The organism is Pseudomonas petroselini, assembly GCF_045037875.1.
Lineage (GTDB): Bacteria > Pseudomonadota > Gammaproteobacteria > Pseudomonadales > Pseudomonadaceae > Aquipseudomonas > Aquipseudomonas petroselini.
Genome location: NZ_CP173614.1, coordinates 6,904,326 through 6,927,963 on the forward strand (window position 1 = coordinate 6,904,326; position 23,638 = coordinate 6,927,963).

Annotated in this window: 23 protein-coding genes and 4 tRNA genes; all 27 read right to left on the minus strand. The window is 54.9% G+C overall.

The window, feature by feature from the left end; all coding sequences use genetic code 11:
* Positions 1–2: 2 nt before the first annotated feature.
* A complete protein-coding gene (gene rpsC, locus ACI512_RS31970; RefSeq protein WP_003176422.1) occupies positions 3–689 on the minus strand; it encodes a 30S ribosomal protein S3 in 687 nt (228 codons plus the stop codon).
* A gap of 13 nt (positions 690–702) precedes the next feature.
* Positions 703–1,035, minus strand: a complete 333-nt coding sequence (gene rplV / locus ACI512_RS31975) for a 50S ribosomal protein L22 (RefSeq protein ID WP_003103908.1) — start codon at positions 1,033–1,035, stop codon at positions 703–705.
* Between the two features lie 11 nt (positions 1,036–1,046).
* Positions 1,047–1,322: a 30S ribosomal protein S19 gene (gene rpsS, locus ACI512_RS31980; RefSeq protein ID WP_003232420.1), complete on the minus strand. Its 276-nt coding sequence runs from the start codon at positions 1,320–1,322 to the stop codon at positions 1,047–1,049.
* Positions 1,323–1,338: 16 nt separating this feature from the next.
* Entirely contained in the window at positions 1,339–2,163 is an 825-nt protein-coding gene (rplB, locus tag ACI512_RS31985; RefSeq protein ID WP_003176423.1) for a 50S ribosomal protein L2, read from the minus strand.
* 14 nt (positions 2,164–2,177) lie between these two features.
* Positions 2,178–2,477 carry a 50S ribosomal protein L23 gene (gene rplW / locus ACI512_RS31990; RefSeq protein ID WP_002555488.1) on the minus strand — a complete coding sequence of 100 codons (300 nt, stop codon included), beginning with the start codon at positions 2,475–2,477 and terminating at the stop codon, positions 2,178–2,180.
* A complete protein-coding gene (rplD, locus tag ACI512_RS31995; protein WP_003176424.1) occupies positions 2,474–3,076 on the minus strand; it encodes a 50S ribosomal protein L4 in 603 nt (200 codons plus the stop codon). Before rplD ends, rplW begins: the two co-directional genes overlap by 4 nt.
* 12 nt (positions 3,077–3,088) lie before the next feature.
* Entirely contained in the window at positions 3,089–3,724 is a 636-nt protein-coding gene (rplC, locus tag ACI512_RS32000; protein ID WP_003194649.1) for a 50S ribosomal protein L3, read from the minus strand.
* 81 nt (positions 3,725–3,805) lie between these two features.
* Positions 3,806–4,117, minus strand: coding sequence for a 30S ribosomal protein S10 (rpsJ, locus tag ACI512_RS32005; protein ID WP_003186070.1), 312 nt, complete (start codon positions 4,115–4,117; stop codon positions 3,806–3,808).
* 159 nt (positions 4,118–4,276) lie between these two features.
* Positions 4,277–5,470, minus strand: coding sequence for an elongation factor Tu (gene tuf, locus ACI512_RS32010; RefSeq protein WP_003176426.1), 1,194 nt, complete (start codon positions 5,468–5,470; stop codon positions 4,277–4,279).
* Positions 5,471–5,500: 30 nt separating this feature from the next.
* Positions 5,501–7,606: an elongation factor G gene (gene fusA, locus ACI512_RS32015; RefSeq protein ID WP_015886136.1), complete on the minus strand. Its 2,106-nt coding sequence runs from the start codon at positions 7,604–7,606 to the stop codon at positions 5,501–5,503.
* Between the two features lie 30 nt (positions 7,607–7,636).
* The gene (gene rpsG, locus ACI512_RS32020) at positions 7,637–8,107 is read right to left on the minus strand and encodes a 30S ribosomal protein S7 (RefSeq protein WP_002555493.1); all 471 of its coding nucleotides are present in this window, start codon (positions 8,105–8,107) and stop codon (positions 7,637–7,639) included.
* Positions 8,108–8,225: 118 nt separating this feature from the next.
* Positions 8,226–8,597, minus strand: coding sequence for a 30S ribosomal protein S12 (gene rpsL / locus ACI512_RS32025; protein WP_002555494.1), 372 nt, complete (start codon positions 8,595–8,597; stop codon positions 8,226–8,228).
* 216 nt (positions 8,598–8,813) lie between these two features.
* Complete coding sequence (rpoC, locus tag ACI512_RS32030) at positions 8,814–13,013, minus strand: DNA-directed RNA polymerase subunit beta' (RefSeq protein ID WP_015886137.1); 4,200 nt, start codon at positions 13,011–13,013, stop codon at positions 8,814–8,816.
* 64 nt (positions 13,014–13,077) lie between these two features.
* A complete protein-coding gene (gene rpoB, locus ACI512_RS32035; RefSeq protein ID WP_015886138.1) occupies positions 13,078–17,151 on the minus strand; it encodes a DNA-directed RNA polymerase subunit beta in 4,074 nt (1,357 codons plus the stop codon).
* 219 nt (positions 17,152–17,370) lie between these two features.
* Positions 17,371–17,736: a 50S ribosomal protein L7/L12 gene (gene rplL, locus ACI512_RS32040; RefSeq protein ID WP_003210093.1), complete on the minus strand. Its 366-nt coding sequence runs from the start codon at positions 17,734–17,736 to the stop codon at positions 17,371–17,373.
* A gap of 78 nt (positions 17,737–17,814) precedes the next feature.
* The gene (rplJ, locus tag ACI512_RS32045) at positions 17,815–18,315 is read right to left on the minus strand and encodes a 50S ribosomal protein L10 (RefSeq protein ID WP_015886139.1); all 501 of its coding nucleotides are present in this window, start codon (positions 18,313–18,315) and stop codon (positions 17,815–17,817) included.
* Positions 18,316–18,514: 199 nt separating this feature from the next.
* Positions 18,515–19,210 (minus strand): 50S ribosomal protein L1, encoded by a 696-nt coding sequence (gene rplA / locus ACI512_RS32050; RefSeq protein ID WP_003232403.1) that lies wholly within the window; start codon positions 19,208–19,210, stop codon positions 18,515–18,517.
* Positions 19,210–19,641 (minus strand): 50S ribosomal protein L11, encoded by a 432-nt coding sequence (gene rplK, locus ACI512_RS32055; RefSeq protein ID WP_003176435.1) that lies wholly within the window; start codon positions 19,639–19,641, stop codon positions 19,210–19,212. Before rplK ends, rplA begins: the two co-directional genes overlap by 1 nt.
* Positions 19,642–19,758: 117 nt before the next feature.
* Positions 19,759–20,292: a transcription termination/antitermination protein NusG gene (nusG, locus tag ACI512_RS32060; protein ID WP_003176436.1), complete on the minus strand. Its 534-nt coding sequence runs from the start codon at positions 20,290–20,292 to the stop codon at positions 19,759–19,761.
* A 9-nt stretch (positions 20,293–20,301) separates the two neighbouring features.
* A complete protein-coding gene (gene secE, locus ACI512_RS32065) occupies positions 20,302–20,670 on the minus strand; it encodes a preprotein translocase subunit SecE (RefSeq protein WP_003194658.1) in 369 nt (122 codons plus the stop codon).
* A 45-nt stretch (positions 20,671–20,715) separates the two neighbouring features.
* Positions 20,716–20,791: transfer RNA gene (locus tag ACI512_RS32070), tRNA-Trp, on the minus strand.
* Between the two features lie 161 nt (positions 20,792–20,952).
* A tRNA-Thr gene (locus ACI512_RS32075) sits at positions 20,953–21,028 on the minus strand.
* A gap of 26 nt (positions 21,029–21,054) precedes the next feature.
* Positions 21,055–21,128: transfer RNA gene (locus ACI512_RS32080), tRNA-Gly, on the minus strand.
* A 23-nt stretch (positions 21,129–21,151) separates the two neighbouring features.
* A tRNA-Tyr gene (locus tag ACI512_RS32085) sits at positions 21,152–21,236 on the minus strand.
* A 143-nt stretch (positions 21,237–21,379) separates the two neighbouring features.
* A complete protein-coding gene (locus ACI512_RS32090; RefSeq protein WP_015886140.1) occupies positions 21,380–21,826 on the minus strand; it encodes a hypothetical protein in 447 nt (148 codons plus the stop codon).
* Positions 21,827–21,833: 7 nt separating this feature from the next.
* Positions 21,834–22,583 (minus strand): pantothenate kinase, encoded by a 750-nt coding sequence (locus tag ACI512_RS32095; RefSeq protein WP_231808501.1) that lies wholly within the window; start codon positions 22,581–22,583, stop codon positions 21,834–21,836.
* A complete protein-coding gene (gene birA / locus ACI512_RS32100; protein ID WP_236378415.1) occupies positions 22,573–23,532 on the minus strand; it encodes a bifunctional biotin--[acetyl-CoA-carboxylase] ligase/biotin operon repressor BirA in 960 nt (319 codons plus the stop codon). Before birA ends, ACI512_RS32095 begins: the two co-directional genes overlap by 11 nt.
* Positions 23,533–23,638: the final 106 nt, after the last annotated feature.

Below are 23,638 nucleotides of genomic sequence, written 5' to 3' on the forward strand. Positions count from 1 at the left end.
CCTTACTTAGCAGCTTTTTTACGAGGCGCTGGTGCTTGTGGTTTCAGTTCTTCTTGGCGACCACCAATTACTTCGCCTTTGAAGATCCAAACCTTTACACCGATCACACCGTAAGTGGTGTGAGCTTCGTAGTTGGCATAGTCGATGTCGGCACGCAGGGTGTGCAGTGGCACACGACCTTCGCGATACCATTCAGTACGTGCGATTTCAGCACCGCCGAGACGACCGCTCACTTGGATTTTGATGCCTTTGGCACCAATGCGCATGGCGTTCTGTACAGCGCGCTTCATAGCGCGACGGAACATTACGCGACGCTCCAGCTGCTGAGCTACGCTCTGCGCAACCAGCATACCGTCGAGCTCCGGCTTACGGATCTCTTCGATATTGATGTGCACAGGCACACCCATTTGCTTGGTCAGGTCCTGACGCAGTTTCTCAACATCTTCACCTTTCTTCCCGATAACGATACCTGGACGAGCGGTGTGGATGGTGATACGTGCAGTTTGCGCCGGACGATGGATATCGATACGGCTTACGGACGCGCTTTTTAGTTTGTCTTGGAGATACTCACGCACCTTCAGATCAGCGAACAAATAGTCCGCATAAGTCCGACCGTCTGCGTACCAGACGGAGGTGTGCTCCTTGACGATTCCCAGGCGAATGCCAATGGGATGTACTTTCTGACCCATCTCTTCGACTCCGTTACTTGTCAGCAACCTTGACAGTGATATGGCAAGACCGCTTGACGATGCGATCAGCACGGCCTTTGGCACGTGGCATGATGCGCTTCAGCGAACGCCCTTCGTTGACGAAAACGGTGCTGACCTTCAGGTCATCAACGTCTGCGCCTTCGTTATGCTCGGCGTTGGCTACGGCCGACTCCAGCACTTTCTTCATGATCTCGGCGGCTTTCTTACTGCTGAAAGCCAACAGGTTGAGCGCTTCGCCCACCTTCTTCCCGCGGATCTGGTCGGCGACCAAGCGGGCTTTCTGGGCGGAGATTCGAGCGCCCGACAACTTAGCGGCTACTTCCATTTCCTAACCCCTTAACGCTTGGCTTTCTTGTCTGCCACGTGCCCACGATAAGTGCGGGTACCGGCAAACTCGCCTAGTTTGTGGCCGACCATGTCTTCGTTCACGAGAACTGGGACGTGCAAGCGACCGTTGTGTACAGCGATGGTCAAACCGACCATTTGTGGCAGGATCATCGAACGACGCGACCAGGTCTTAACTGGTTTGCGATCGTTCTTTTCCGCCGCCACTTCGATCTTCTTCAGTAGGTGAAGATCAATAAAAGGACCTTTTTTCAGAGAACGTGGCACTGTCGTATCCCTCTATTTACTTGCGACGACGGACGATCATTTTGTCGGTACGCTTATTACCACGAGTCTTCGCGCCCTTAGTCGGGAAGCCCCATGGCGATACCGGATGACGACCACCAGAGGTACGACCTTCACCACCACCGTGTGGGTGGTCAACCGGGTTCATGGCAACACCACGAACGGTTGGGCGAACGCCACGCCAGCGTTTGGCACCAGCTTTACCCAGCGAACGCAGGCTGTGCTCGGAGTTCGAGACTTCGCCCAGGGTCGCGCGGCATTCAGCCAGCACTTTACGCATCTCACCAGAACGCAGACGCAGGGTCACGTAGACACCTTCACGAGCGATCAGCTGAGCCGAAGCACCAGCGGAACGAGCGATTTGCGCGCCTTTACCTGGCTTCAATTCGATGCCGTGTACGGTGCTACCAACTGGAATGTTGCGCAGTTGCAGAGCGTTGCCCGGCTTGATCGGTGCCAAGGCACCTGCGATCAGCTGGTCACCAGCACTCACGCCTTTAGGGGCGATGATGTAGCGACGCTCGCCATCTGCGTACAGCAGCAGTGCGATGTGAGCAGTACGGTTTGGATCGTATTCAATACGCTCGACAGTGGCGGAGATGCCATCTTTGTCGTTGCGACGGAAATCGACCAGACGATAATGCTGCTTATGGCCACCACCGATGTGACGAGTGGTAATACGACCATTGTTGTTACGACCACCAGTCTTCGATTTTTTCTCGAGCAGCGGTGCGTGAGGAGCGCCTTTATGCAGCTCCTGGTTGACCACCTTGACCACAAAACGGCGGCCAGGGGAAGTCGGTTTGCATTTAACGATTGCCATGATGCACCCCTTCCTTACTCAGCACTGCTGCTGAAATCGAGATCTTGGCCTGGCTGAAGGGAGATAACTGCCTTCTTCCAGTCATTACGCTTGCCCAGACCGCGAGCAGTGCGCTTGCTCTTACCCAGAACATTCAGGGTAGTAACACGCTCTACTTTCACGCTGAACAGGCTTTCGACGGCCTTCTTGATTTCCAGCTTGGTTGCGTCAGTTGCAACCTTGAAAACGAACTGGCCTTTCTTGTCAGCCAGAACCGTAGCCTTTTCGGAAACGTGCGGGCCAAGCAGAACTTTAAATACGCGTTCCTGGTTCATCCCAGCAGCTCCTCGAATTTCTTCACGGCCGACACGGTGATCAACACCTTGTCGTATGCGATCAGACTAACTGGATCGGAACCTTGCACGTCACGTACATCAACGTGTGGCAGGTTGCGAGCAGCCAGGTACAGGTTCTGATCAACAGCTTCCGACACGATCAAAACGTCGGTCAGGCTCATGTTGTTCAGTTTGCCCAGCAGATCTTTGGTTTTTGGACTTTCAACAGCGAAATCCTGAACCACGACCAGACGGTCAGTACGCACGAGCTCAGCAAGGATGGAGCGCAGAGCTGCGCGGTACATCTTCTTGTTGAGCTTCTGCGAGTGATCCTGTGGACGAGCTGCGAAAGTGGTACCGCCGCCACGCCAGATTGGGCTACGGATAGTACCGGCACGAGCACGGCCAGTACCTTTCTGACGCCAAGGGCGCTTACCGCCACCACGAACGTCGGAACGGGTCTTTTGCTGCTTGCTACCTTGACGGCCGCCGGCCATGTAGGCCACGACTGCTTGGTGAACCAGCGTCTCGTTGAACTCGCCGCCAAACGTCAGTTCGGAAACTTCGATCGCTTGAGCGTCATTTACATTTAATTGCATGTCAGCTTCCCCTTAACCGCGAGCCTTGGCCGCTGGACGTACAACCAGGTTGCCGCCAGTAGCGCCAGGAACAGCACCCTTGACCAACAACAGATTGCGTTCAGCGTCGACGCGCACTACTTCGAGGGACTGCACGGTCACGCGCTCAGCGCCCATATGACCGGACATTTTTTTGCCCTTGAATACACGACCAGGAGTCTGGCACTGGCCAATAGAGCCCGGGACGCGGTGGGAAACGGAGTTACCGTGAGTGTTGTCTTGGCCACGGAAATTCCAACGCTTGATCGTACCCTGGAAGCCTTTACCTTTGGACTGACCGGTTACATCAACCAGTTGGCCAGCGGCGAAGATTTCAGCGTTGATCAGATCGCCAGCCTGGTAGTCGCCGTCTTCGAGACGGAACTCCATAACAGTGCGACCAGCTGCAACGTTTGCTTTAGCGAAGTGACCTGCTTGAGCAGCAGTCACGCGCGAAGCACGACGCTCGCCGACAGTGACTTGCACTGCACGATAGCCATCGGTCTCTTCAGTTTTGAACTGGGTGACGCGATTCGGTTCGATCTCAATGACCGTGACCGGAATGGAGACACCTTCTTCGGTGAAAATACGGGTCATACCGCATTTACGACCGACTACACCAATAGTCATGTTGTAAACCTCATGAGTGTACGGGGCTTTCACCCGCTATGGCCGCCCATTTCAGAGCGTTACACGACTAAGACCCAAGTCTTAGCCGAGGCTGATCTGTACTTCCACACCGGCCGCCAGATCGAGCTTCATAAGTGCATCAACGGTTTTATCCGTTGGCTGGACGATGTCCAGTACGCGCTTATGAGTACGGATCTCGTACTGGTCACGCGCGTCTTTGTTGACGTGCGGGGAGACCAGAACGGTGAACCGCTCTTTACGGGTAGGCAGTGGAATTGGACCACGCACTTGAGCACCAGTACGTTTCGCGGTTTCCACGATTTCCTGGGTGGATTGGTCGATCAGGCGATGGTCAAAAGCCTTCAACCTGATACGGATTTGCTGATTTTGCATTGGATTTCAGACTCCGGCTGCTATTCCCAGCGAGCGCAATACGCCCGTTAAAAGGAGGCGCAATTCTATAGACGCCCCAGATAGGTGTCAACCCAATAAAAAAGGCCCCCGCTAAGCGGGGGCCTTCTCAAAAAAACCGAGCTATCTCAGAAGAGATAATTACTCGATGATTTTAGCTACAACACCAGCACCAACGGTACGGCCGCCTTCGCGAATAGCGAAACGCAGACCGTCTTCCATTGCGATGGTTTTGATCAGGGTAACAACCATTTTGATGTTGTCGCCTGGCATTACCATTTCAACGCCTTCCGGCAGCTCGCAGTTACCAGTCACGTCAGTAGTACGGAAGTAGAACTGTGGACGGTAGCCTTTGAAGAACGGAGTGTGGCGACCGCCTTCTTCTTTGCTCAGCACGTACACTTCAGCTTCGAACTTGGTGTGCGGCTTAACCGAACCTGGCTTGACCAGAACCTGGCCACGCTCAACGTCGTCACGCTTGGTACCACGCAGCAGAACGCCGCAGTTCTCGCCAGCACGACCTTCGTCGAGCAGCTTACGGAACATTTCAACACCGGTGCAGGTGGTGACGGTAGTGTCACGCAGACCAACGATTTCCAGCGGATCTTGAACCTTAACGATACCGCGCTCGATACGACCAGTCACAACAGTACCACGACCGGAGATCGAGAATACGTCTTCGATTGGCATCAGGAACGGCTTGTCGATAACACGGACTGGATCTGGGATGTAGCTGTCCAGAGTCTCAACCAGTTTACGAACGGACGTGGTGCCCATTTCGTTGTCGTCTTTGCCTTCCAGAGCCATACGAGCGGAACCGATGATGATCGGAGTGTCGTCGCCTGGGAAGTCGTAAGTGCTCAGCAGATCGCGCACTTCCATCTCAACCAGTTCCAGCAGCTCAGCGTCGTCTACCAGGTCAGCCTTGTTCAGGTAAACCACGATGTACGGAACGCCTACCTGACGGGACAGCAGGATGTGCTCACGGGTTTGTGGCATCGGACCATCAGCGGCCGAGCAAACCAGGATCGCGCCGTCCATCTGGGCAGCACCGGTGATCATGTTCTTCACATAGTCAGCGTGACCTGGGCAGTCAACGTGAGCGTAGTGACGGATCAGCGAGTTGTATTCAACGTGCGCGGTGTTGATGGTGATACCACGAGCTTTCTCTTCTGGTGCGCTGTCGATTTTATCGAAATCAACGATTGCAGAACCGAATACTTCGGAGCAAACGCGAGTCAGAGCAGCAGTCAGAGTGGTTTTACCGTGGTCAACGTGACCGATAGTGCCAACGTTGACGTGCGGTAGGGAACGATCAAATTTTTCTTTAGCCACGACAATTAACTCCTTGCCTAAAGGACTGAATCAGCCTTGTTTTTTGGATACAGTTTCAGCGATGTGCGCCGGAGCTGTGTTGTATTTTTTGAATTCCATAGAGTAGCTTGCGCGACCCTGGGACATGGAGCGAACGTCGGTCGCATAACCGAACATCTCACCCAACGGAACCTCGGCGCGAATCACTTTGCCGGAAACCGTGTCTTCCATACCCAAGATCATGCCGCGACGACGGTTAAGGTCGCCCATGACATCACCCATATAGTCTTCAGGTGTAACAACTTCTACCGCCATGATTGGCTCAAGCAACTCACCACCGCCCTTTTGGGCCAGTTGCTTGGTTGCCATGGAAGCAGCCACCTTAAACGCCATCTCGTTGGAGTCGACGTCGTGGTAAGAACCGTCAAAAACGGTTGCTTTCAGGCCGATCAGCGGATAGCCGGCAACAACACCGTTCTTCATCTGCTCTTCGATACCCTTCTGGATAGCAGGGATGTATTCCTTAGGAACAACACCACCTACTACTTCGTTCACGAATTGCAGACCTTCCTGACCTTCGTCAGCAGGAGCAAAACGGATCCAGCAGTGACCGAACTGACCACGACCGCCGGACTGACGAACGAACTTGCCTTCGATTTCACAGTTCTTCGTGATGCGCTCACGATAGGAAACCTGAGGCTTACCGATGTTGGCTTCGACGTTGAACTCACGGCGCATCCGGTCAACCAGGATGTCCAGGTGCAACTCGCCCATGCCGGAGATGATCGTTTGACCAGTCTCTTCATCAGTTTTGACGCGGAAAGATGGATCTTCCTGAGCAAGCTTGCCCAGAGCGATACCCATTTTTTCCTGGTCATCCTTGGTCTTAGGCTCTACGGCAACCGAAATAACCGGCTCCGGGAAGTCCATGCGAACCAGGATGATTGGCTTATCAGCGTTGCACAAAGTTTCACCAGTGGTGACGTCCTTCATGCCAATCAAGGCCGCGATGTCACCAGCGCGTACTTCCTTGATTTCTTCACGGGCGTTTGCGTGCATTTGCACCATACGACCCACGCGCTCTTTCTTGCCTTTAACCGAGTTGATCACGCCGTCGCCGGAGTTCAACACGCCCGAGTAAACACGGACGAAGGTCAAGGTACCCACGAATGGGTCAGTGGCAATTTTAAATGCCAGAGCGGAGAACGGTTCTGCGTCGTCTGCATGACGCTCCAGTTCGATAGTCTCGTCATCCGGGTCAGTACCCTTGATGGCAGGAATATCAACAGGTGCTGGCAGATAGTCAATCACAGCATCGAGAACCAGGGGAACACCCTTGTTCTTGAACGAGGAACCGCAAACAGCCAAGACGATCTCACCAGCAATAGTACGCTGACGCAGAGCAGCCTTGATTTCCACATTGGTGAGTTCTTCACCTTCGAGGTACTTGTTCATCAGCTCTTCGTTGGCTTCAGCCGCAGCTTCAACCATGTTGTTGCGCCACTCGTCAGCCAGTTCCTGCAACTCTGCAGGGATAGGCTTGCGAACAGGAACCATACCTTTGTCAGCGTCGTTCCAGTAAACCGCTTCCATGGTCAGCAGATCGATCTGGCCTTGGAAGTTGTCTTCGGAACCGATAGCCAACTGGATTGGCACCGGGGTGTGACCCAGACGCTGCTTGATCTGACCGATCACGCGCAGGAAGTTGGCACCAGCACGGTCCATCTTGTTTACGTAAACAAGACGTGGAACGCCGTATTTGTTGGCTTGACGCCATACGGTTTCCGACTGAGGCTCAACACCCGAGGTGCCGCAGAACACAACGACAGCGCCGTCGAGTACGCGCAGGGAACGTTCAACTTCAATGGTGAAGTCTACGTGGCCCGGGGTATCGATTACGTTGAAACGGTGCTCGTCTTTGTACTGTTTCTCGGAACCCTTCCAGAAGGCGGTAATAGCAGCAGAAGTAATGGTAATACCACGCTCCTGCTCCTGAACCATCCAGTCTGTGGTCGCGGCGCCGTCATGCACCTCGCCCATTTTGTGACTTTTGCCGGTGTAAAACAGTACGCGCTCAGTGGTGGTGGTTTTACCAGCATCCACGTGAGCAACGATACCGATGTTACGGTAGCGGCTAATCGGAGTAGTACGAGCCATAAAGCCCTCGCAAAATTAGTGAAGCTAAGATTAGAAGCGGTAGTGCGAGAAAGCTTTGTTAGCTTCAGCCATACGGTGCACGTCTTCACGCTTCTTAACAGCAGCACCTTTACCTTCAGCAGCGTCCAACAACTCGCCGGCCAAACGCAGAGCCATAGACTTCTCGCCACGCTTACGGGCGAAGTCTACCAACCAGCGCATTGCCAGGGCGTTACGACGGGACGGACGAACTTCAACCGGAACCTGGTAAGTAGCACCGCCTACACGGCGCGACTTCACTTCGACCAGCGGAGCGATGGCGTCGAGAGCTTTCTCGAAGATTTCCAGGGGGTCGCTGTTCTTGCGTTCTTTAACCTTTTCCAGCGCGCCATAAACGATACGCTCGGCAACGGCTTTCTTGCCGCTTTCCATCACGTGGTTCATGAACTTGGCCAGAATTTGGCTTCCGTATTTTGGATCGTCAAGCACTTCGCGCTTGGCTGCTACGCGTCTTCTTGGCATGGATAAGCCCTCAAACGGTCTTCAGGTTCGCTCGGAATCGGTGCCCTTTCGGGACGCCTCCGACCTTACTCTTATCGACTCAGAAAATAAGATGATTCAGTTTTGCAAAAAGCCGCTACTACTTAGGCTTCTTGGTACCGTACTTCGAACGACCCTGGTTACGACCTTTAACGCCGGAAGTATCCAAGGAGCCGCGTACGGTGTGGTAACGAACACCTGGCAAGTCTTTTACACGACCGCCGCGGATCAGTACCACGCTGTGCTCTTGCAGGTTGTGACCTTCACCACCGATGTACGAGGAAACCTCGAAACCGTTGGTCAGGCGCACACGGCATACTTTACGCAGTGCCGAGTTAGGTTTTTTCGGCGTAGTGGTATACACGCGAGTGCATACGCCACGACGTTGCGGGCAGTTCTGCAGCGCAGGCACGTCGGATTTCTCGACGATACGCTTACGCGGCTGACGTACCAGCTGGTTGATAGTTGCCATCTACTAGCTCCACTGTTGTCTTGCGACGCTATTGTCTTGCAAGAAAAGCAAAATGGCAGGAACGAATTCCCGCCAAATTTAGGGGTACAAGAGTCTAAAGAGGATCTTGCCCCCAGTCAAGGCAAGGCCCCGACCTCCCCTCTCGTCGAACCGGGGCAAATTTGCCTCGTTCCGACGAATGGGGCTGCCAGGGCCCGGACTTATCTAGTGCAGAACTCAGTTACCGCTTGAGTTCAGTGCTTCGGTCAGTGCAGCTTCCACTTCACTGGCGCTTACGCGCAACGGCTTGTCAGCATCACGGCGGCGCTTGCGCTCGCTGTGGTAAGCCAAACCGGTACCTGCCGGGATCAGACGACCCACGACCACGTTTTCTTTCAGGCCGCGCAGGTAATCGCGCTTGCCGGTTACCGCTGCTTCGGTCAGTACGCGAGTGGTCTCCTGGAAGGAGGCCGCCGAGATGAACGACTCAGTGGACAACGACGCCTTGGTGATACCCAGCAACACACGAGTGAACTTGGAGACAAACTTGTCTTCCGCGCCCAGACGTTCGTTCTCTACCAGTACGTGAGTCAGTTCCATCTGGTCGCCCTTGATGAAACTGGAATCGCCGGATTCAGCGATTTCAACTTTACGCAGCATCTGACGCAGGATGGTCTCGATGTGCTTATCGTTGATCTTCACGCCTTGCAGGCGGTAAACGTCTTGGATCTCGTTAACGATGTACTTGGCCAGCGCGCTCACACCCAGCAGACGCAGGATGTCGTGTGGATCGCTTGGGCCGTCGGAGATAACTTCGCCGCGGTTTACCTGTTCGCCTTCGAACACGTTCAGGTGACGCCACTTCGGAATCAGCTCTTCGTACGGATCGCTACCGTCGTTCGGGGTAATAACCAGACGGCGCTTGCCTTTGGTCTCTTTACCGAACGCGATGGTGCCGCTGACTTCAGCCAGAATCGACGCTTCTTTCGGACGACGAGCTTCGAACAAGTCGGCAACACGCGGCAGACCACCGGTGATGTCGCGGGTTTTCGAAGTTTCTTGCGGGATACGCGCGATAACATCACCGATCGCGATCTTCGCACCATCCGCCACACCGACCAAGGCGTTGGCTGGCAGGAAGTACTGAGCGATTACGTCAGTGCCTGGCAGCAACAGATCCTTGCCGTTGTCGTCGACCATCTTCACGGCAGGACGGATGTCTTTACCGGCAGCTGGACGATCTTTGGCGTCGAGTACTTCAATGTTGGTCATACCGGTCAATTCGTCAGTCTGACGCTTGATCGTGATGCCTTCTTCCATGCCCACGTAGGTCACGGTACCTTTCATTTCGGTAACGATTGGGTGAGTGTGCGGGTCCCACTTAGCCACGATTGCGCCAGCGTCGACCTTGTCACCTTCTTTAACCGAAATCACAGCACCGTACGGCAGCTTGTAGCGCTCACGCTCACGACCGTAGTCATCAGCGATCGCCAGCTCACCGGAACGGGACACAGCAACCAGGTGGCCATCCACTCGCTCAACGTGTTTCAGGTTGTGTAGACGGACGGTACCGCCATTCTTCACCTGAACGCTGTCGGCTGCAGAGGTCCGGCTTGCCGCACCACCGATGTGGAACGTACGCATGGTCAGCTGGGTACCCGGCTCACCGATGGACTGGGCAGCGATAACGCCGACCGCTTCACCGATGTTCACTTGGTGACCACGAGCCAAGTCACGACCGTAGCACTTGGCGCAAATGCCGTAGCGGGTTTCGCAGCTGATCGGCGAGCGAACGATCACTTCGTCGATGCTGTTGAGTTCGATGAACTCGACCCACTTCTCGTCTACCAGGGTGCCGGCAGGAACAATAATTTCCTCGGTACCTGGCTTGAATACGTCACGGGCGATTACTCGACCCAGTACGCGCTCACCCAACGGTTCTACAACGTCGCCGCCTTCGATGTGCGGAGTCATCAGCAGACCGTGCTCGGTACCGCAGTCGACTTCAGTCACAACCAAGTCTTGTGCAACGTCTACCAGACGGCGAGTCAGGTAACCGGAGTTAGCGGTTTTCAACGCGGTATCCGCCAGACCTTTACGAGCACCGTGAGTCGAGATGAAGTACTGAAGTACGCTCAAACCTTCACGGAAGTTCGCAGTGATCGGCGTTTCGATGATAGAACCGTCCGGCTTGGCCATCAGGCCACGCATACCGGCGAGCTGACGGATCTGCGCAGCAGAACCCCGTGCGCCCGAGTCGGCCATCATGTACATCGAGTTGAACGACTCTTGATCGACTTCAACACCATGACGGTCGATAACCTTCTCTTTCGAAAGGTTAGCCATCATCGCCTTCGACACTTCGTCGTTGGCCTTGGACCAAAGGTCGATCACTTTGTTGTACTTCTCGCCCTGGGTTACCAGGCCGGATGCGTACTGGCTTTCGATCTCTTTCACTTCATCGGTAGCAGCACCGATGATCTGGGCTTTTTCATCCGGGATAACGAAGTCGTTAACACCGATCGAAACGCCGGAAATGGTCGAATAAGCAAAACCTGTGTACATCAACTGGTCAGCGAAGATCACGGTCTCTTTCAAACCAACCACGCGGTAGCACTGGTTGATCAGCTTGGAGATCGCCTTTTTCTTCATCGGCAAGTTAACAACGTCGTACGACAGACCTTTTGGCACAACTTGATACAACAGCGCACGGCCGACAGTGGTGTCGACGATACGGGTGTTGGTCACGCTGCCGCCATCACGGTCATTGACGGTTTCGTTGATCCGCACTTTGACCTTGGCGTGCAGTGCGGCTTCGCCGGCACGGAACACACGGTCAACTTCCTGCAGATCAGCGAATACACGACCTTCGCCCTTGGCGTTGATCGCTTCACGCGTCATGTAGTACAGACCCAATACAACGTCCTGCGACGGAACGATGATTGGCTCACCGTTGGCTGGCGACAGAATGTTGTTGGTCGACATCATCAACGCACGCGCTTCCAACTGGGCTTCCAGTGTCAGCGGTACGTGCACGGCCATTTGGTCGCCGTCGAAGTCGGCGTTGTACGCAGCACAGACCAGAGGGTGCAGCTGGATAGCCTTACCTTCGATCAGTACCGGTTCAAACGCCTGGATACCCAGACGGTGAAGGGTCGGTGCACGGTTGAGGAGAACCGGGTGTTCGCGAATCACTTCAGCGAGAACGTCCCAAACCTCTGGCAATTCGCGCTCGACCATTTTCTTGGCCGCTTTGATGGTGGTCGCGAGACCGCGCATTTCCAGCTTGCCGAAGATGAATGGCTTGAACAGCTCAAGTGCCATCTTCTTAGGCAGACCGCACTGGTGCAGACGCAGGGTCGGGCCTACGGTAATTACCGAACGACCGGAGTAGTCAACACGCTTACCGAGCAAGTTCTGACGGAAACGACCTTGCTTACCCTTGATCATGTCAGCCAGGGATTTCAGAGGGCGCTTGTTGGAACCGGTGATAGCGCGGCCACGACGACCGTTGTCAAGCAAGGCATCGACAGCTTCCTGCAACATACGCTTTTCGTTGCGCACGATGATGTCCGGAGCGGACAGATCAAGCAGGCGCTTCAAGCGGTTGTTACGGTTGATCACGCGGCGGTACAGGTCGTTAAGGTCGGACGTCGCAAAACGACCACCGTCCAACGGCACCAGCGGACGCAGGTCTGGCGGCAGAACCGGCAGAACGGTCAGCACCATCCACTCTGGCAAGTTGCCGGAACCCTGGAAGGCTTCCATCAACTTCAGACGCTTGGACAGCTTCTTGATCTTGGTTTCCGAGTTGGTTTGCGGAATTTCTTCGCGCAGGCGGCCAATCTCGTGCTCCAGGTCGATAGCGTGCAGCAGTTCGCGGACAGCTTCGGCACCCATGCGGGCATCGAAATCGTCGCCAAACTCTTCCAGCGCTTCGAAGTACTGCTCGTCGTTCAGCAGCTGACCTTTTTCAAGGGTGGTCATGCCTGGATCGATAACGACATAGCTCTCGAAATAGAGAACGCGCTCGATATCACGCAGGGTCATGTCCATCAGCAAGCCGATACGGGACGGCAGCGATTTCAGGAACCAGATGTGGGCAACCGGCGAAGCCAGTTCGATGTGCGCCATGCGCTCACGACGAACCTTGGCCAGTGCAACTTCAACACCGCACTTCTCGCAGATAACGCCACGGTGCTTCAAGCGCTTGTACTTACCGCACAGGCACTCGTAATCCTTTACCGGGCCAAAGATCTTGGCGCAGAACAGGCCGTCACGCTCAGGTTTGAACGTACGGTAGTTGATGGTTTCCGGCTTTTTAACTTCACCGAACGACCACGAACGGATCATCTCAGGCGATGCCAATCCAATACGGATGGCGTCGAACTCTTCGACTTGACCCTGGTTTTTCAGCAAATTCAGTAGGTCTTTCAAGGCCTTTCCTCCTGGCGGAGCAGAGAGCGGGCTAAACAGCCCCGCTCTCGATTCGCGTCACGTGTTATTCGGTTTCCAGATCGATATCGATGCCGAGGGAACGAATTTCTTTGATCAACACGTTGAAAGACTCGGGCATGCCCGGCTCCATACGGTGATCGCCGTCCACGATGTTTTTGTACATCTTGGTCCGACCGTTCACATCGTCCGACTTCACTGTGAGCATTTCTTGCAGAGTGTAAGCAGCACCGTATGCTTCCAGTGCCCAGACCTCCATCTCCCCGAAACGCTGACCACCGAACTGAGCCTTACCACCCAGCGGCTGCTGGGTAACCAGGCTGTACGAACCGGTAGAACGAGCGTGCATCTTGTCGTCTACCAAGTGGTTCAGCTTCAGCATGTACATGTAGCCAACAGTAACCGGGCGCTCAAACTTGTTGCCGGTACGGCCGTCGAACAGCTGCATCTGGCCGCTTTCTGGCAGATCTGCCAGTTTCAGCATGGCCTTGATTTCGCTTTCCTTGGCACCGTCGAACACCGGGGTAGCCATTGGAACGCCGCCGCGCAGGTTCTTCGCCAGATCCAGGATTTCCTGGTCGGAGAAGGTATCCAGCTCTTCTTTGCGGCCGCCGATCTCGTTGTAGATCTCGTGCAGGAACTTGCGCAGGTCAGCGACCTTGCGCTGCTCTTCGATCATACGGTTGATCTTCTCGCCCAAACCTTTAGCCGCGAGGCCCAGGTGGGTTTCAAGGATCTGACCAACGTTCATACGCGAAGGTACGCCCAATGGGTTGAGGACGACGTCGACCGGGGTGCCATTGGCATCGTGCGGCATGTCTTCAACCGGCATGATCACGGAGACCACACCCTTGTTACCGTGACGACCGGCCATCTTGTCGCCCGGCTGGATGCGGCGACGGATTGCCAGGTAAACCTTGACGATTTTCAGCACGCCTGGAGCTAGGTCATCGCCCTGCTGCAGTTTGCGCTTCTTATCTTCGAACTTGTCGTCCAGCAGACGGCGGCGATCAACGATGTAGGCCTGGGCCTTCTCGAGCTGCTCGTTCAGAGCATCTTCAGCCATGCGCAGTTTGAACCACTGGCCGTGCTCAAGACCGTCGAGGATTTCGTCGGTGATGTCCTGACCTTTTTTCAGGCCTGCGCCGCCTTCGGCCTTGTGGCCTACCAGCGCGGAACGCAGACGTTCGAAGGTCGCGCCTTCAACGATACGGAACTCTTCGTTCAGGTCCTTGCGGATCTCGTCGAGTTGAGTCTTCTCGATGGACAGCGCACGAGCATCACGCTCAACACCGTCACGAGTGAAGACCTGTACGTCGATGACAGTGCCCTTGGTACCGGTAGGTACGCGCAGGGAGGTGTCTTTAACGTCGCTGGCTTTTTCACCAAAGATGGCACGCAGCAGTTTTTCTTCCGGCGTCAGTTGGGTCTCGCCTTTCGGAGTGACCTTACCAACCAGGATGTCGCCTGCGCCTACTTCAGCACCTACGTAAACGATACCGGCTTCGTCCAGCTTGTTCAGTGCAGCTTCACCCACGTTCGGGATGTCTGCAGTGATTTCTTCTGGCCCAAGCTTGGTGTCACGTGCCACACAGGTCAGTTCCTGAATGTGGATCGTGGTGAAACGGTCTTCTTGAACAACACGCTCGGACAGGCAGATGGAGTCTTCGAAGTTGAAGCCGTTCCATGCCATGAACGCGATGCGCATGTTCTGACCCAGTGCCAATTCACCCATGTCGGTGGACGGGCCGTCAGCCATGATGTCGCTGCGCTGAACGCGATCACCCTTACGTACCAGCGGACGCTGGTTGATGCAGGTGTTCTGGTTCGAGCGGGTGTATTTGGTCAGGTTGTAGATGTCGACACCGGCTTCGCCAGTTTCAACTTCGTCATCGGCAACACGAACCACGATACGGCTGGCATCAACGGAGTCGATCACGCCGCCACGACGAGCCACGACGCAAACGCCGGAGTCACGGGCTACGTTACGCTCCATGCCGGTACCTACCAGCGGCTTGTCAGCACGCAGGGTGGGTACAGCTTGACGCTGCATGTTGGAACCCATCAACGCACGGTTGGCGTCATCGTGCTCCAGGAACGGGATCAGCGACGCAGCAACCGAAACTACCTGCTTCGGCGATACGTCCATCAAGGTGACGTCTTCCGGCGCCTTGACGGTGAACTCGTTCAAGTGACGAACAGCTACCAGCTCGTCGATCAGGACTTTCTTGTCGTTCATCGTGGCCGAAGCCTGAGCGATCACGTGATCAGCTTCTTCGATGGCGGACAGGAATACGATCTCGTCGGTGACCAGAGCGTCTTTCACCACACGGTACGGGCTCTCAAGGAAGCCATACTGGTTGGTGCGCGCATAAGCGGCCAGGGAGTTGATCAGACCGATGTTCGGACCTTCCGGCGTTTCGATCGGGCATACACGACCATAGTGCGTCGGGTGTACGTCACGAACTTCAAAGCCTGCACGTTCACGCGTCAGACCGCCCGGGCCCAGTGCGGAAACACGGCGCTTGTGGGTGATCTCGGAGAGCGGGTTGTTCTGGTCCATGAACTGCGAGAGCTGGCTGGAACCGAAGAACTCTTTCACCGCCGCAGCCACTGGCTTGGCGTTGATCAGGTCTTGCGGCATCAGGCCTTCGCTTTCAGCCATCGACAGACGCTCTTTGACCGCACGCTCAACACGTACCAGGCCAACGCGGAACTGGTTCTCGGCCATTTCGCCTACGCAGCGAACACGACGGTTACCCAGGTGGTCGATGTCATCGACAATGCCTTTGCCGTTACGGATGTCGACCAGAGTCTTCAGGACCGCAACGATGTCTTCCTTGCACAGCACGCCTGAACCTTCGATCTCGGTACGACCGATACGACGGTTGAACTTCATCCGGCCGACCGCAGACAGGTCATAACGCTCAGGGCTGAAGAACAGGTTGTTGAACAGGGTTTCGGCAGCGTCTTTGGTTGGTGGCTCGCCAGGACGCATCATGCGATAGATCTCGACCAGCGCTTCCAATTGGTTGCTGGTGGAGTCGATCTTCAATGTGTCGGAGATGAACGGACCGCAGTCGATATCGTTGGTATACAGGGTCTCGATGCGAACGACCTGAGCCTTGGCGATTTTTGCCAGGATCTCGGTGTTCAGCTCGGTGTTGCACTCAGCCAGGATTTCACCTGTGGCCGGGTGAACAATAACCTTAGCGGTGGTGCGACCCAGGACGTAGTCCAGAGGCACGTCCAGCGACTTGATACCGGCTTTTTCGATCTGGTTGATGTGGCGCGCAGTAATACGACGGCCAGCTTCAACAATGACCTTGCCCTTTTCATCCTGGATGTCCAGTACGGCAATTTCACCACGCAGACGCGAAGCAATCAGCTCCAGGCTGAGGGTTTCATCCTTCAGGCTGAATACGTTGGTGGTGTAGAAAGCGTCCAGCACTTGCTCAGTGGTATAGCCGAGCGCACGCAGCAGTACCGAGGCCGGCAGCTTGCGACGACGGTCGATACGCACGAACACGCAGTCTTTCGGGTCGAACTCGAAGTCCAACCACGAACCGCGGTACGGAATGATCCGCGCGGAGTACAGGAGTTTGCCGGAGCTGTGCGTCTTGCCGCGGTCGTGGTCGAAGAACACGCCCGGGGAACGGTGCAGCTGGGAAACGATAACACGCTCGGTACCGTTGATAACGAAGGTACCGTTCTCAGTCATCAATGGGATTTCGCCCATGTAGACTTCTTGCTCTTTGATGTCCTTGATCGCTTTGTTCGACGATTCTTTGTCGAAAATGATCAGGCGGACTTTTACCCGCAAAGGTACGGCGTACGTGACACCGCGCAACACGCATTCTTTGACATCAAATGCCGGTTCGCCCAGGCGATAACCGACGTACTCCAGCGCAGCATTGCCGGAGTAGCTGATGATCGGGAAAACGGATTTGAAGGCCGCATGCAGGCCCACGTCGCGGAACTGATCTTTGGTCGCTCCCGCCTGCAAGAATTCACGATACGAATCCAGCTGGATAGCCAGAAGGTACGGGACATCCATGACGTCCGGCAACTTGCTAAAGTCCTTGCGGATACGTTTTTTCTCAGTATATGAGTAAGCCATCAGCGTTCCCCAGCTTGGTCACCTGCTTGTTTGGCCCTCCCGACGGGAGCAGCCAGAAAATCTCGCAAACCCCATGGTTTGCACCACCGCATCGGGTGGCTACAGCACGTTAATGGCGGCGACCGAGTCGACAGCCAAGAACGGAAAAAGGCCGGTGGCAAGAGCCACCAGCCATCAGCCTTCAGCTTAACGCTTGGGCTGGAGACGCAAGGTCGATGCTTACTTCAGCTCGACTTTAGCGCCTGCTTCTTCCAGAACAGCTTTGGCTTTGTCAGCGGCGTCTTTCGACACTGCTTCCAGAACCTGGGCTGGAGCGCCGTCAACTACAGCCTTGGCTTCTTTCAGGCCCAGACCGGTCAGTTCACGTACTGCCTTGATCACGTTTACTTTCTTCTCGCCAGCTTCCAGCAGCATGACGTTGAATTCGGTTTGCTCTTCAGCAGCGACAGCAGCAACAGCTGGGCCAGCGGAAGCAGCGGCAGCGGAAACGCCGAATTTTTCTTCGAAAGCTTTGATCAGCTCAACAACCTGCAGAACCGACATTTCAGCTACGGCGTTGAGGATATCGTCTTGGGAGATAGACATTGCTGTATTTCCTGAATTGGGGGACGGCCTACGCGGCCATCGAAATAAACAAAAATACGCGAGAGAAGTTGTTCAGCCTTAGGCTGCGGCAGCTTCTTTTTGCTCGCGAACTGCGGCCAGAGTACGAGCCAACTTGCTGGTAGCGCCTTGAATCACGCTCATCAGCTGAGAAATAGCTTCGTTACGGGTCGGCAGTGTTGCCAGTACGTCGATTTGGTTAGCTGCGAGGAACTTGCCCTCGAACGCAGCTGCCTTGATCTCGAACTTATCCTGACCCTTGGCGAATTCCTTGAACAAACGGGCAGCAGCGCCAGGATGGTCGGTGGAGAACGCAATCAGGGTCGGGCCGGTGAACACGTCGTTGAGGACACTGTATTCAGTGTCAGCAACAGCGCGCTTGAGCAGGGTGTTACGTACAACACGTACGTATACGCCAGCTTCACGAGCCTCTTTACGGAGTCCGGTCATAGCGCTTACTGTCACACCACGGGCATCAGCCACGACAGCGGACAGAGCAGCTTTGGCAGCCTCGTTGACTTCAGCGACGATGGCCTTCTTGTCTTCGAGATTAATTGCCACGGGTTTAACTCCTGCTTGTTACCGTTTCATCTGGCCGGAGCCGGATGTCGTTTTGGTGTCTGATTCGGTAAGGAACCGGGAGCACCATCTGCGTAGGCTTGAGGTTTAAGACTTACGTCGCCTACGGTCTTGGATAGCCCCCGCCAGGCAGGGACCCCAATTTTTTCAATTGACGCGATTTCTCGCGTCAACCTGTGTCTTATACGTCCAGCGAGCCTTGGTCGATGACCAGACCTGGGCCCATAGTGGTGCTCAGGGTAACGCGCTTGACGTAGATACCTTTCGAGGAAGCCGGCTTGATACGCTTCAGATCAGCGATCAGGGCTTCAACGTTTTCCTTCAGCTTGACGGCGTCGAAGCCGACTTTGCCAACGGAGGTGTGGATGATGCCGTTTTTGTCGGTGCGATAACGAACCTGACCAGCCTTGGCGTTTTTAACCGCGGTGGCTACGTCTGGGGTTACGGTGCCGACTTTAGGGTTAGGCATCAGACCACGTGGACCGAGGATCTGACCCAACTGACCCACAACGCGCATTGCATCCGGGGAAGCAATAACTACGTCATAGTTCAGGTCGCCGCCTTTCATTTCGGCAGCCAGGTCGTCCATGCCAACGCGGTCAGCGCCAGCGGCCAGAGCAGCTTCAGCTGCCGGGCCTTGGGTGAAGACAGCTACACGTACAGTCTTGCCAGTACCGTGTGGCAGCACAGTTGCGCTACGAACGACCTGGTCGGATTTACGTGGGTCAACACCCAGGTTTACAGCAACGTCAACGGACTCGCTGAACTTGACAGTCGACAGCTCGGTCAGCAGGGCAGCAGCGTCTACAAAGTTGTAGGCCTTGCCTGCTTCGATTTTGCCGGCGATAGCCTTTTGGCGCTTGGTCAGCTTAGCCATTACACACCCTCCACGTTAAGGCCCATGCTACGAGCAGAACCGGCGATGGTACGCACGGCTGCATCCATATCAGCTGCAGTCAGATCCGCGTTTTTGGTTTTCGCGATTTCTTCCAGCTGAGCACGAGTCACGGTGCCAACCTTAACGGTGTTCGGACGAGCGGAACCGCTAGTCAGACCAGCAGCTTTCTTCAACAGAACCGAAGCCGGGGTCGACTTGGTTTCGAAAGTGAAGCTACGGTCGCTGTATACAGTGATGATCACTGGAGTTGGCAGACCTGGCTCAAGACCCTGAGTACGGGCGTTGAAGGCCTTGCAGAACTCCATGATGTTCACGCCGTGCTGACCCAGAGCTGGACCAACGGGTGGGCTAGGGTTGGCCTGAGCGGCCTTCACTTGCAGCTTGATGTAAGCGGTAATCTTCTTGGCCATGAGGCACTCCAATTACGGGTTCAAACGCCTCGAAAGGCTCCCCGGTTACTTGCGCGTTTATCCCAGTGACGACAAAACCCCACAGCCCAGGGCTGCGGGGTTGGGATGCTTGCTCAGCTAGACCTTCTCGACCTGACTGAACTCCAACTCTACCGGGGTAGAGCGACCGAAAATGAGCACTGCCACTTGGATCCGGCTCTTTTCGTAGTTAACTTCTTCGACAGTACCGTTGAAATCAGCAAACGGACCATCTGTGACACGAACAACCTCACCCGGCTCGAAGAGCGTCTTCGGCTTAGGCTTGTCGCTACCATCAGCAACACGACGCAGAATTGCTTCCGCCTCTTTGTCGGTGATCGGAGCAGGCTTATCAGCGGTACCGCCAATGAAACCCATAACACGAGGAGTGTCCTTGACCAAGTGCCAAGTACCTTCGTTCATGTCCATCTGTACTAGCACGTAGCCAGGGAAGAACTTACGTTCACTTTTACGCTTCTGGCCATTCCGCATTTCAACCACTTCTTCAGTGGGAACCAGAATTTCGCCGAAGCCATCTTCCATGCCTGCCAGCTTTACGCGCTCCAGCAAAGAGCGCATAACATGCTTCTCGTAACCCGAGTAAGCATGCACAACGTACCAACGCTTAGCCACGGGACACCCTTAGCCAACAATCAAGGAAACAAGCCAGCCGAGCAGGGAATCAAGCCCCCACAACAGCAACGCCATAACCAGAACAACAGCCACAACAATCAACGTGGTCTGCGTGGTTTCTTGGCGAGTCGGCCAAACGACTTTACGGATTTCGGTGCGAGCTTCCTTTACCAGGACCGCGAAAGACTTGCCTTTGGCGGTCTGCAGGCCCACAAAGGCAGCTACAGCAGCAAGGGCAAGCAAAGCGAGCACACGGTACAGGATCGGCGAAGCAGAATAGTACTGATTGCCAACAACGCCTACGACCACCAAGGCGACTACAGCGAGCCACTTGACCAGATCGAAACGAGAGCTTTGAGCTTCAGCCTTAGGAGTCATCTATGAAGATCCTGTGAAAAGAAAGCCAGATACACCACGTGAATCTGGCAGGTCAGGAGGGAATCGAACCCCCAACCTACGGTTTTGGAGACCGTCGCTCTGCCAATTGAGCTACTGACCTAAAACAAAATCAGGCCGACCATTATGCAGGCCTGAAAAAGACTTTACAACAACCAACCCCTATAGACTTGAAATCACCTAGCAACAAAGCCAAGCACAACACCATCAAGCCGAGGCAGCTGTTAAAACAAAGGCAGATATTTTCATATCTGCCTTGTTATATGGAGCTCTTGAGCGGATTTGAACCGCTGACCTCACCCTTACCAAGGGTGTGCTCTACCAACTGAGCTACAAGAGCAAAACACCGTGCACAACCTGCAAACTTGGAGCGGGTAGCGGGAATCGAACCCGCATCATCAGCTTGGAAGGCTGAGGTTCTACCACTAAACTATACCCGCGGAGCTTGCAGCTCACGCTAAAATGGTGGAGGGGGAAGGATTCGAACCTTCGAAGTCGTAGACGTCAGATTTACAGTCTGATCCCTTTGGCCGCTCGGGAACCCCTCCTAAGCGAGCCGGCATTTTACATTACGCCGACCTTCTGTCAAGCATTTTCTCATTTAAAAATATGAGGTTAGCTGCATTGACCTTAGCTTCACGCTGTCGACCTTAAAGGTCTTCACTGCGAAGCGGGCGCCATTCTATGCAAACTATTCGAGAGTTGCAACGCCTTCGCACAACATTATTTTATGTTTTAACTCATTGAATTCCTTAGCAAGGTTTTCAAAGGGCAGATCGTCAGCCAGGCGTCGACTTTCAGGGGCCACACGCAGCCAGTAGCCAGATGCGTCCGCAGTATTCAGCAGCTGAACCTTGACCTTTATATCCAAGCTTAGGAGCCGCTGCTCAACAGACTGCGCTTGACGCTGGTCCGCAAACCCACCGATATACAGGCAAGTATTTTGCGCTTCAGATGCTTTTGCGCGCTCTCTACGCACCACAGCATCGGAGGACTCACTGAGCAGTCGAATATCCTGCTGCGAGCCCTTGTAAAGGCTCAGAGGCGTGACATCTTTAGCGCGCAAAGGGGCTTCTTGCTGATGCCAAATGTAATAGAAGGCATTGAGAACAAGTAAAAGCAAAAATAGCCAACGCATAATCACCTCAGGACAAAGGACAAGCCATCGCCAAACCGACAAATACCAGATCGGGCACGAGCTCCGCCTGCGGCACTGCATCCACCACCAAATCAGCATCCCCCCCGGTCAGAAATACGGTGAAGTCATCGCCCCAGTAGCTTCGCGCCAACTCTAACTGAGTCAGTACAAACCCTCTCAGCATCAGCGTACAACCGCGCTCCACGGCCTCCACCGTCGTACGACCGGGAGAAAGACGCTCCAGCGCCCTTTCCGCGGCGTCGTCGTCATACCGAATCTTGCGCGTATGCGTTCGCAGTTGGTTGCGCATGAGGGGCATACCTGGGCAAATGAAGCCACCCAAGTGCTCACCATCCGCCGCAACAAAATCTGCTGTGGCAGCCGTACCAAAATCAAGTACCAGGCAAGCGCCGCGCGCCAGCTTGAATCCACCCAGCATCGCCAGCCAACGATCGAGCCCCAGACGCTCGAAATCTTCGTAGCCGTTGCGTACTCCGGCCATTTCTCGTGCCGGGGCAGCGCAGGAAACGGTAACGCCAAAAGCCTCGTGCAAGGCGTCGACCAGCTTACTTGTTTCTTCCAGGGCCCGAACGCTGACCAATCGGCAGCGCGTCAGCAGCAATCGAGGCAGCGCTGACAGATTTTCAATCAATGCCAGATCAGAACGAACAACCCCCTCCGCAGAGGCACTTGCGGAACCCGAATCAAGCACACGCCACTTGATAAAGCTATTCCCACAGTCGAGCTCAAGAATCATCACGCAACCTCAGGCTTAACTCACCACCACTGTATATTTTCTCAACGCCCTCAACACTCAAACGCAACGCCCCCTGACGGTCTACACCCAGTACAACCCCATCGACCTGGTTGACACCCGCAATGAGAGACACCTGCCGCCCCTGCCAAGCGTGACTCTGCTCCCACTCCTCTTGAAGCGCGACAAAACCACCCTCCCGATGTCGGTCAAGGTAGCGCTGCAGCTGTACACCCAATTGCGCCACCAGAGCATTGCGATCAACAGAAGAGCCTGTCTCAAGCAGCACCGAAGTCCATTGCTGATCCACCTCGTCAGCCCTCTGCATGTTCACATTTATGCCTATTCCGAGGACAACGTGACAGATATCAGCCGGGTCTCCTACCAACTCCAGCAAAATCCCGGCGATCTTCTTCTGCCCTACCAGCACATCGTTTGGCCATTTCAGTGCCGCCCCACGTACGCCTGACTCGCGTAAAGCCTGCATCACCGCCAAGCCCACAACGAGACTTAGGCCCTCCAATTGCCGAAGGCCAGACTCAATGCGCAATACAAGGCTGTAATAAACATTTTGTGCGAACGGACTGACCCACTTTCGCCCTCTTCTGCCTCTTCCCGCGGTTTGCTGCTCGGCAAGCACCAGGAACGGCGCCGCACATCCAGCATCGACAAGGCGCAAAGCTTCGGCATTCGTGGAGTCAATGGAATCAGAGATATGAACGGGCCATGCCAAGACAGGCGCATTCATCGCGATACCTTCAGCACTCAAGAACACCAGCGGTGACGCCAACTGATATCCCTTGCCACGAACCTTATGAATGGACAGATTCAATTCAGCCTCAAGGTGCTGGAGCTGCTTCCAGACAGCACTACGGCTAACGCCCAGGGCAGCACCCAGTGCTTCTCCGGAGTGGAATCGTCCATCTTTCAGAAGTTTTAACAACGTCAGCATGCAAGTATCGCCTCACAAAGAGGCACGCATGATAGCCATGCGCAGGGTCATTGCATAGAAACGCCGGACTTTAGGACTGAAAGCAACCGTAGTGCACCTCTATGCA

What these genes read in the sequence shown, in the direction of transcription:
- rpsC (WP_003176422.1), bottom strand. Translation starts at nt 689, where the DNA reads ATGGGTCAGAAAGTACATCCCATTGGCATTCGCCTGGGAATCGTCAAG.
- rplV (WP_003103908.1), bottom strand. Translation starts at nt 1,035, where the DNA reads ATGGAAGTAGCCGCTAAGTTGTCGGGCGCTCGAATCTCCGCCCAGAAA.
- rplB (WP_003176423.1), bottom strand. Translation starts at nt 2,163, where the DNA reads ATGGCAATCGTTAAATGCAAACCGACTTCCCCTGGCCGCCGTTTTGTG.
- rplW (WP_002555488.1), bottom strand. Translation starts at nt 2,477, where the DNA reads ATGAACCAGGAACGCGTATTTAAAGTTCTGCTTGGCCCGCACGTTTCC.
- rplD (WP_003176424.1), bottom strand. Translation starts at nt 3,076, where the DNA reads ATGCAATTAAATGTAAATGACGCTCAAGCGATCGAAGTTTCCGAACTG.
- rplC (WP_003194649.1), bottom strand. Translation starts at nt 3,724, where the DNA reads ATGACTATTGGTGTAGTCGGTCGTAAATGCGGTATGACCCGTATTTTC.
- rpsJ (WP_003186070.1), bottom strand. Translation starts at nt 4,117, where the DNA reads ATGCAAAATCAGCAAATCCGTATCAGGTTGAAGGCTTTTGACCATCGC.
- fusA (WP_015886136.1), bottom strand. Translation starts at nt 7,606, where the DNA reads ATGGCTCGTACTACTCCGATTAGCCGCTACCGTAACATCGGTATCGTT.
- rpsG (WP_002555493.1), bottom strand. Translation starts at nt 8,107, where the DNA reads ATGCCAAGAAGACGCGTAGCAGCCAAGCGCGAAGTGCTTGACGATCCA.
- rpsL (WP_002555494.1), bottom strand. Translation starts at nt 8,597, where the DNA reads ATGGCAACTATCAACCAGCTGGTACGTCAGCCGCGTAAGCGTATCGTC.
- rpoB (WP_015886138.1), bottom strand. Translation starts at nt 17,151, where the DNA reads ATGGCTTACTCATATACTGAGAAAAAACGTATCCGCAAGGACTTTAGC.
- rplL (WP_003210093.1), bottom strand. Translation starts at nt 17,736, where the DNA reads ATGTCTATCTCCCAAGACGATATCCTCAACGCCGTAGCTGAAATGTCG.
- rplA (WP_003232403.1), bottom strand. Translation starts at nt 19,210, where the DNA reads ATGGCTAAGCTGACCAAGCGCCAAAAGGCTATCGCCGGCAAAATCGAA.
- rplK (WP_003176435.1), bottom strand. Translation starts at nt 19,641, where the DNA reads ATGGCCAAGAAGATTACCGCTTACATCAAGCTGCAAGTGAAGGCCGCT.
- secE (WP_003194658.1), bottom strand. Translation starts at nt 20,670, where the DNA reads ATGACTCCTAAGGCTGAAGCTCAAAGCTCTCGTTTCGATCTGGTCAAG.
- ACI512_RS32090 (WP_015886140.1), bottom strand. Translation starts at nt 21,826, where the DNA reads ATGCGTTGGCTATTTTTGCTTTTACTTGTTCTCAATGCCTTCTATTAC.
- ACI512_RS32095 (WP_231808501.1), bottom strand. Translation starts at nt 22,583, where the DNA reads ATGATTCTTGAGCTCGACTGTGGGAATAGCTTTATCAAGTGGCGTGTG.
- birA (WP_236378415.1), bottom strand. Translation starts at nt 23,532, where the DNA reads ATGCTGACGTTGTTAAAACTTCTGAAAGATGGACGATTCCACTCCGGA.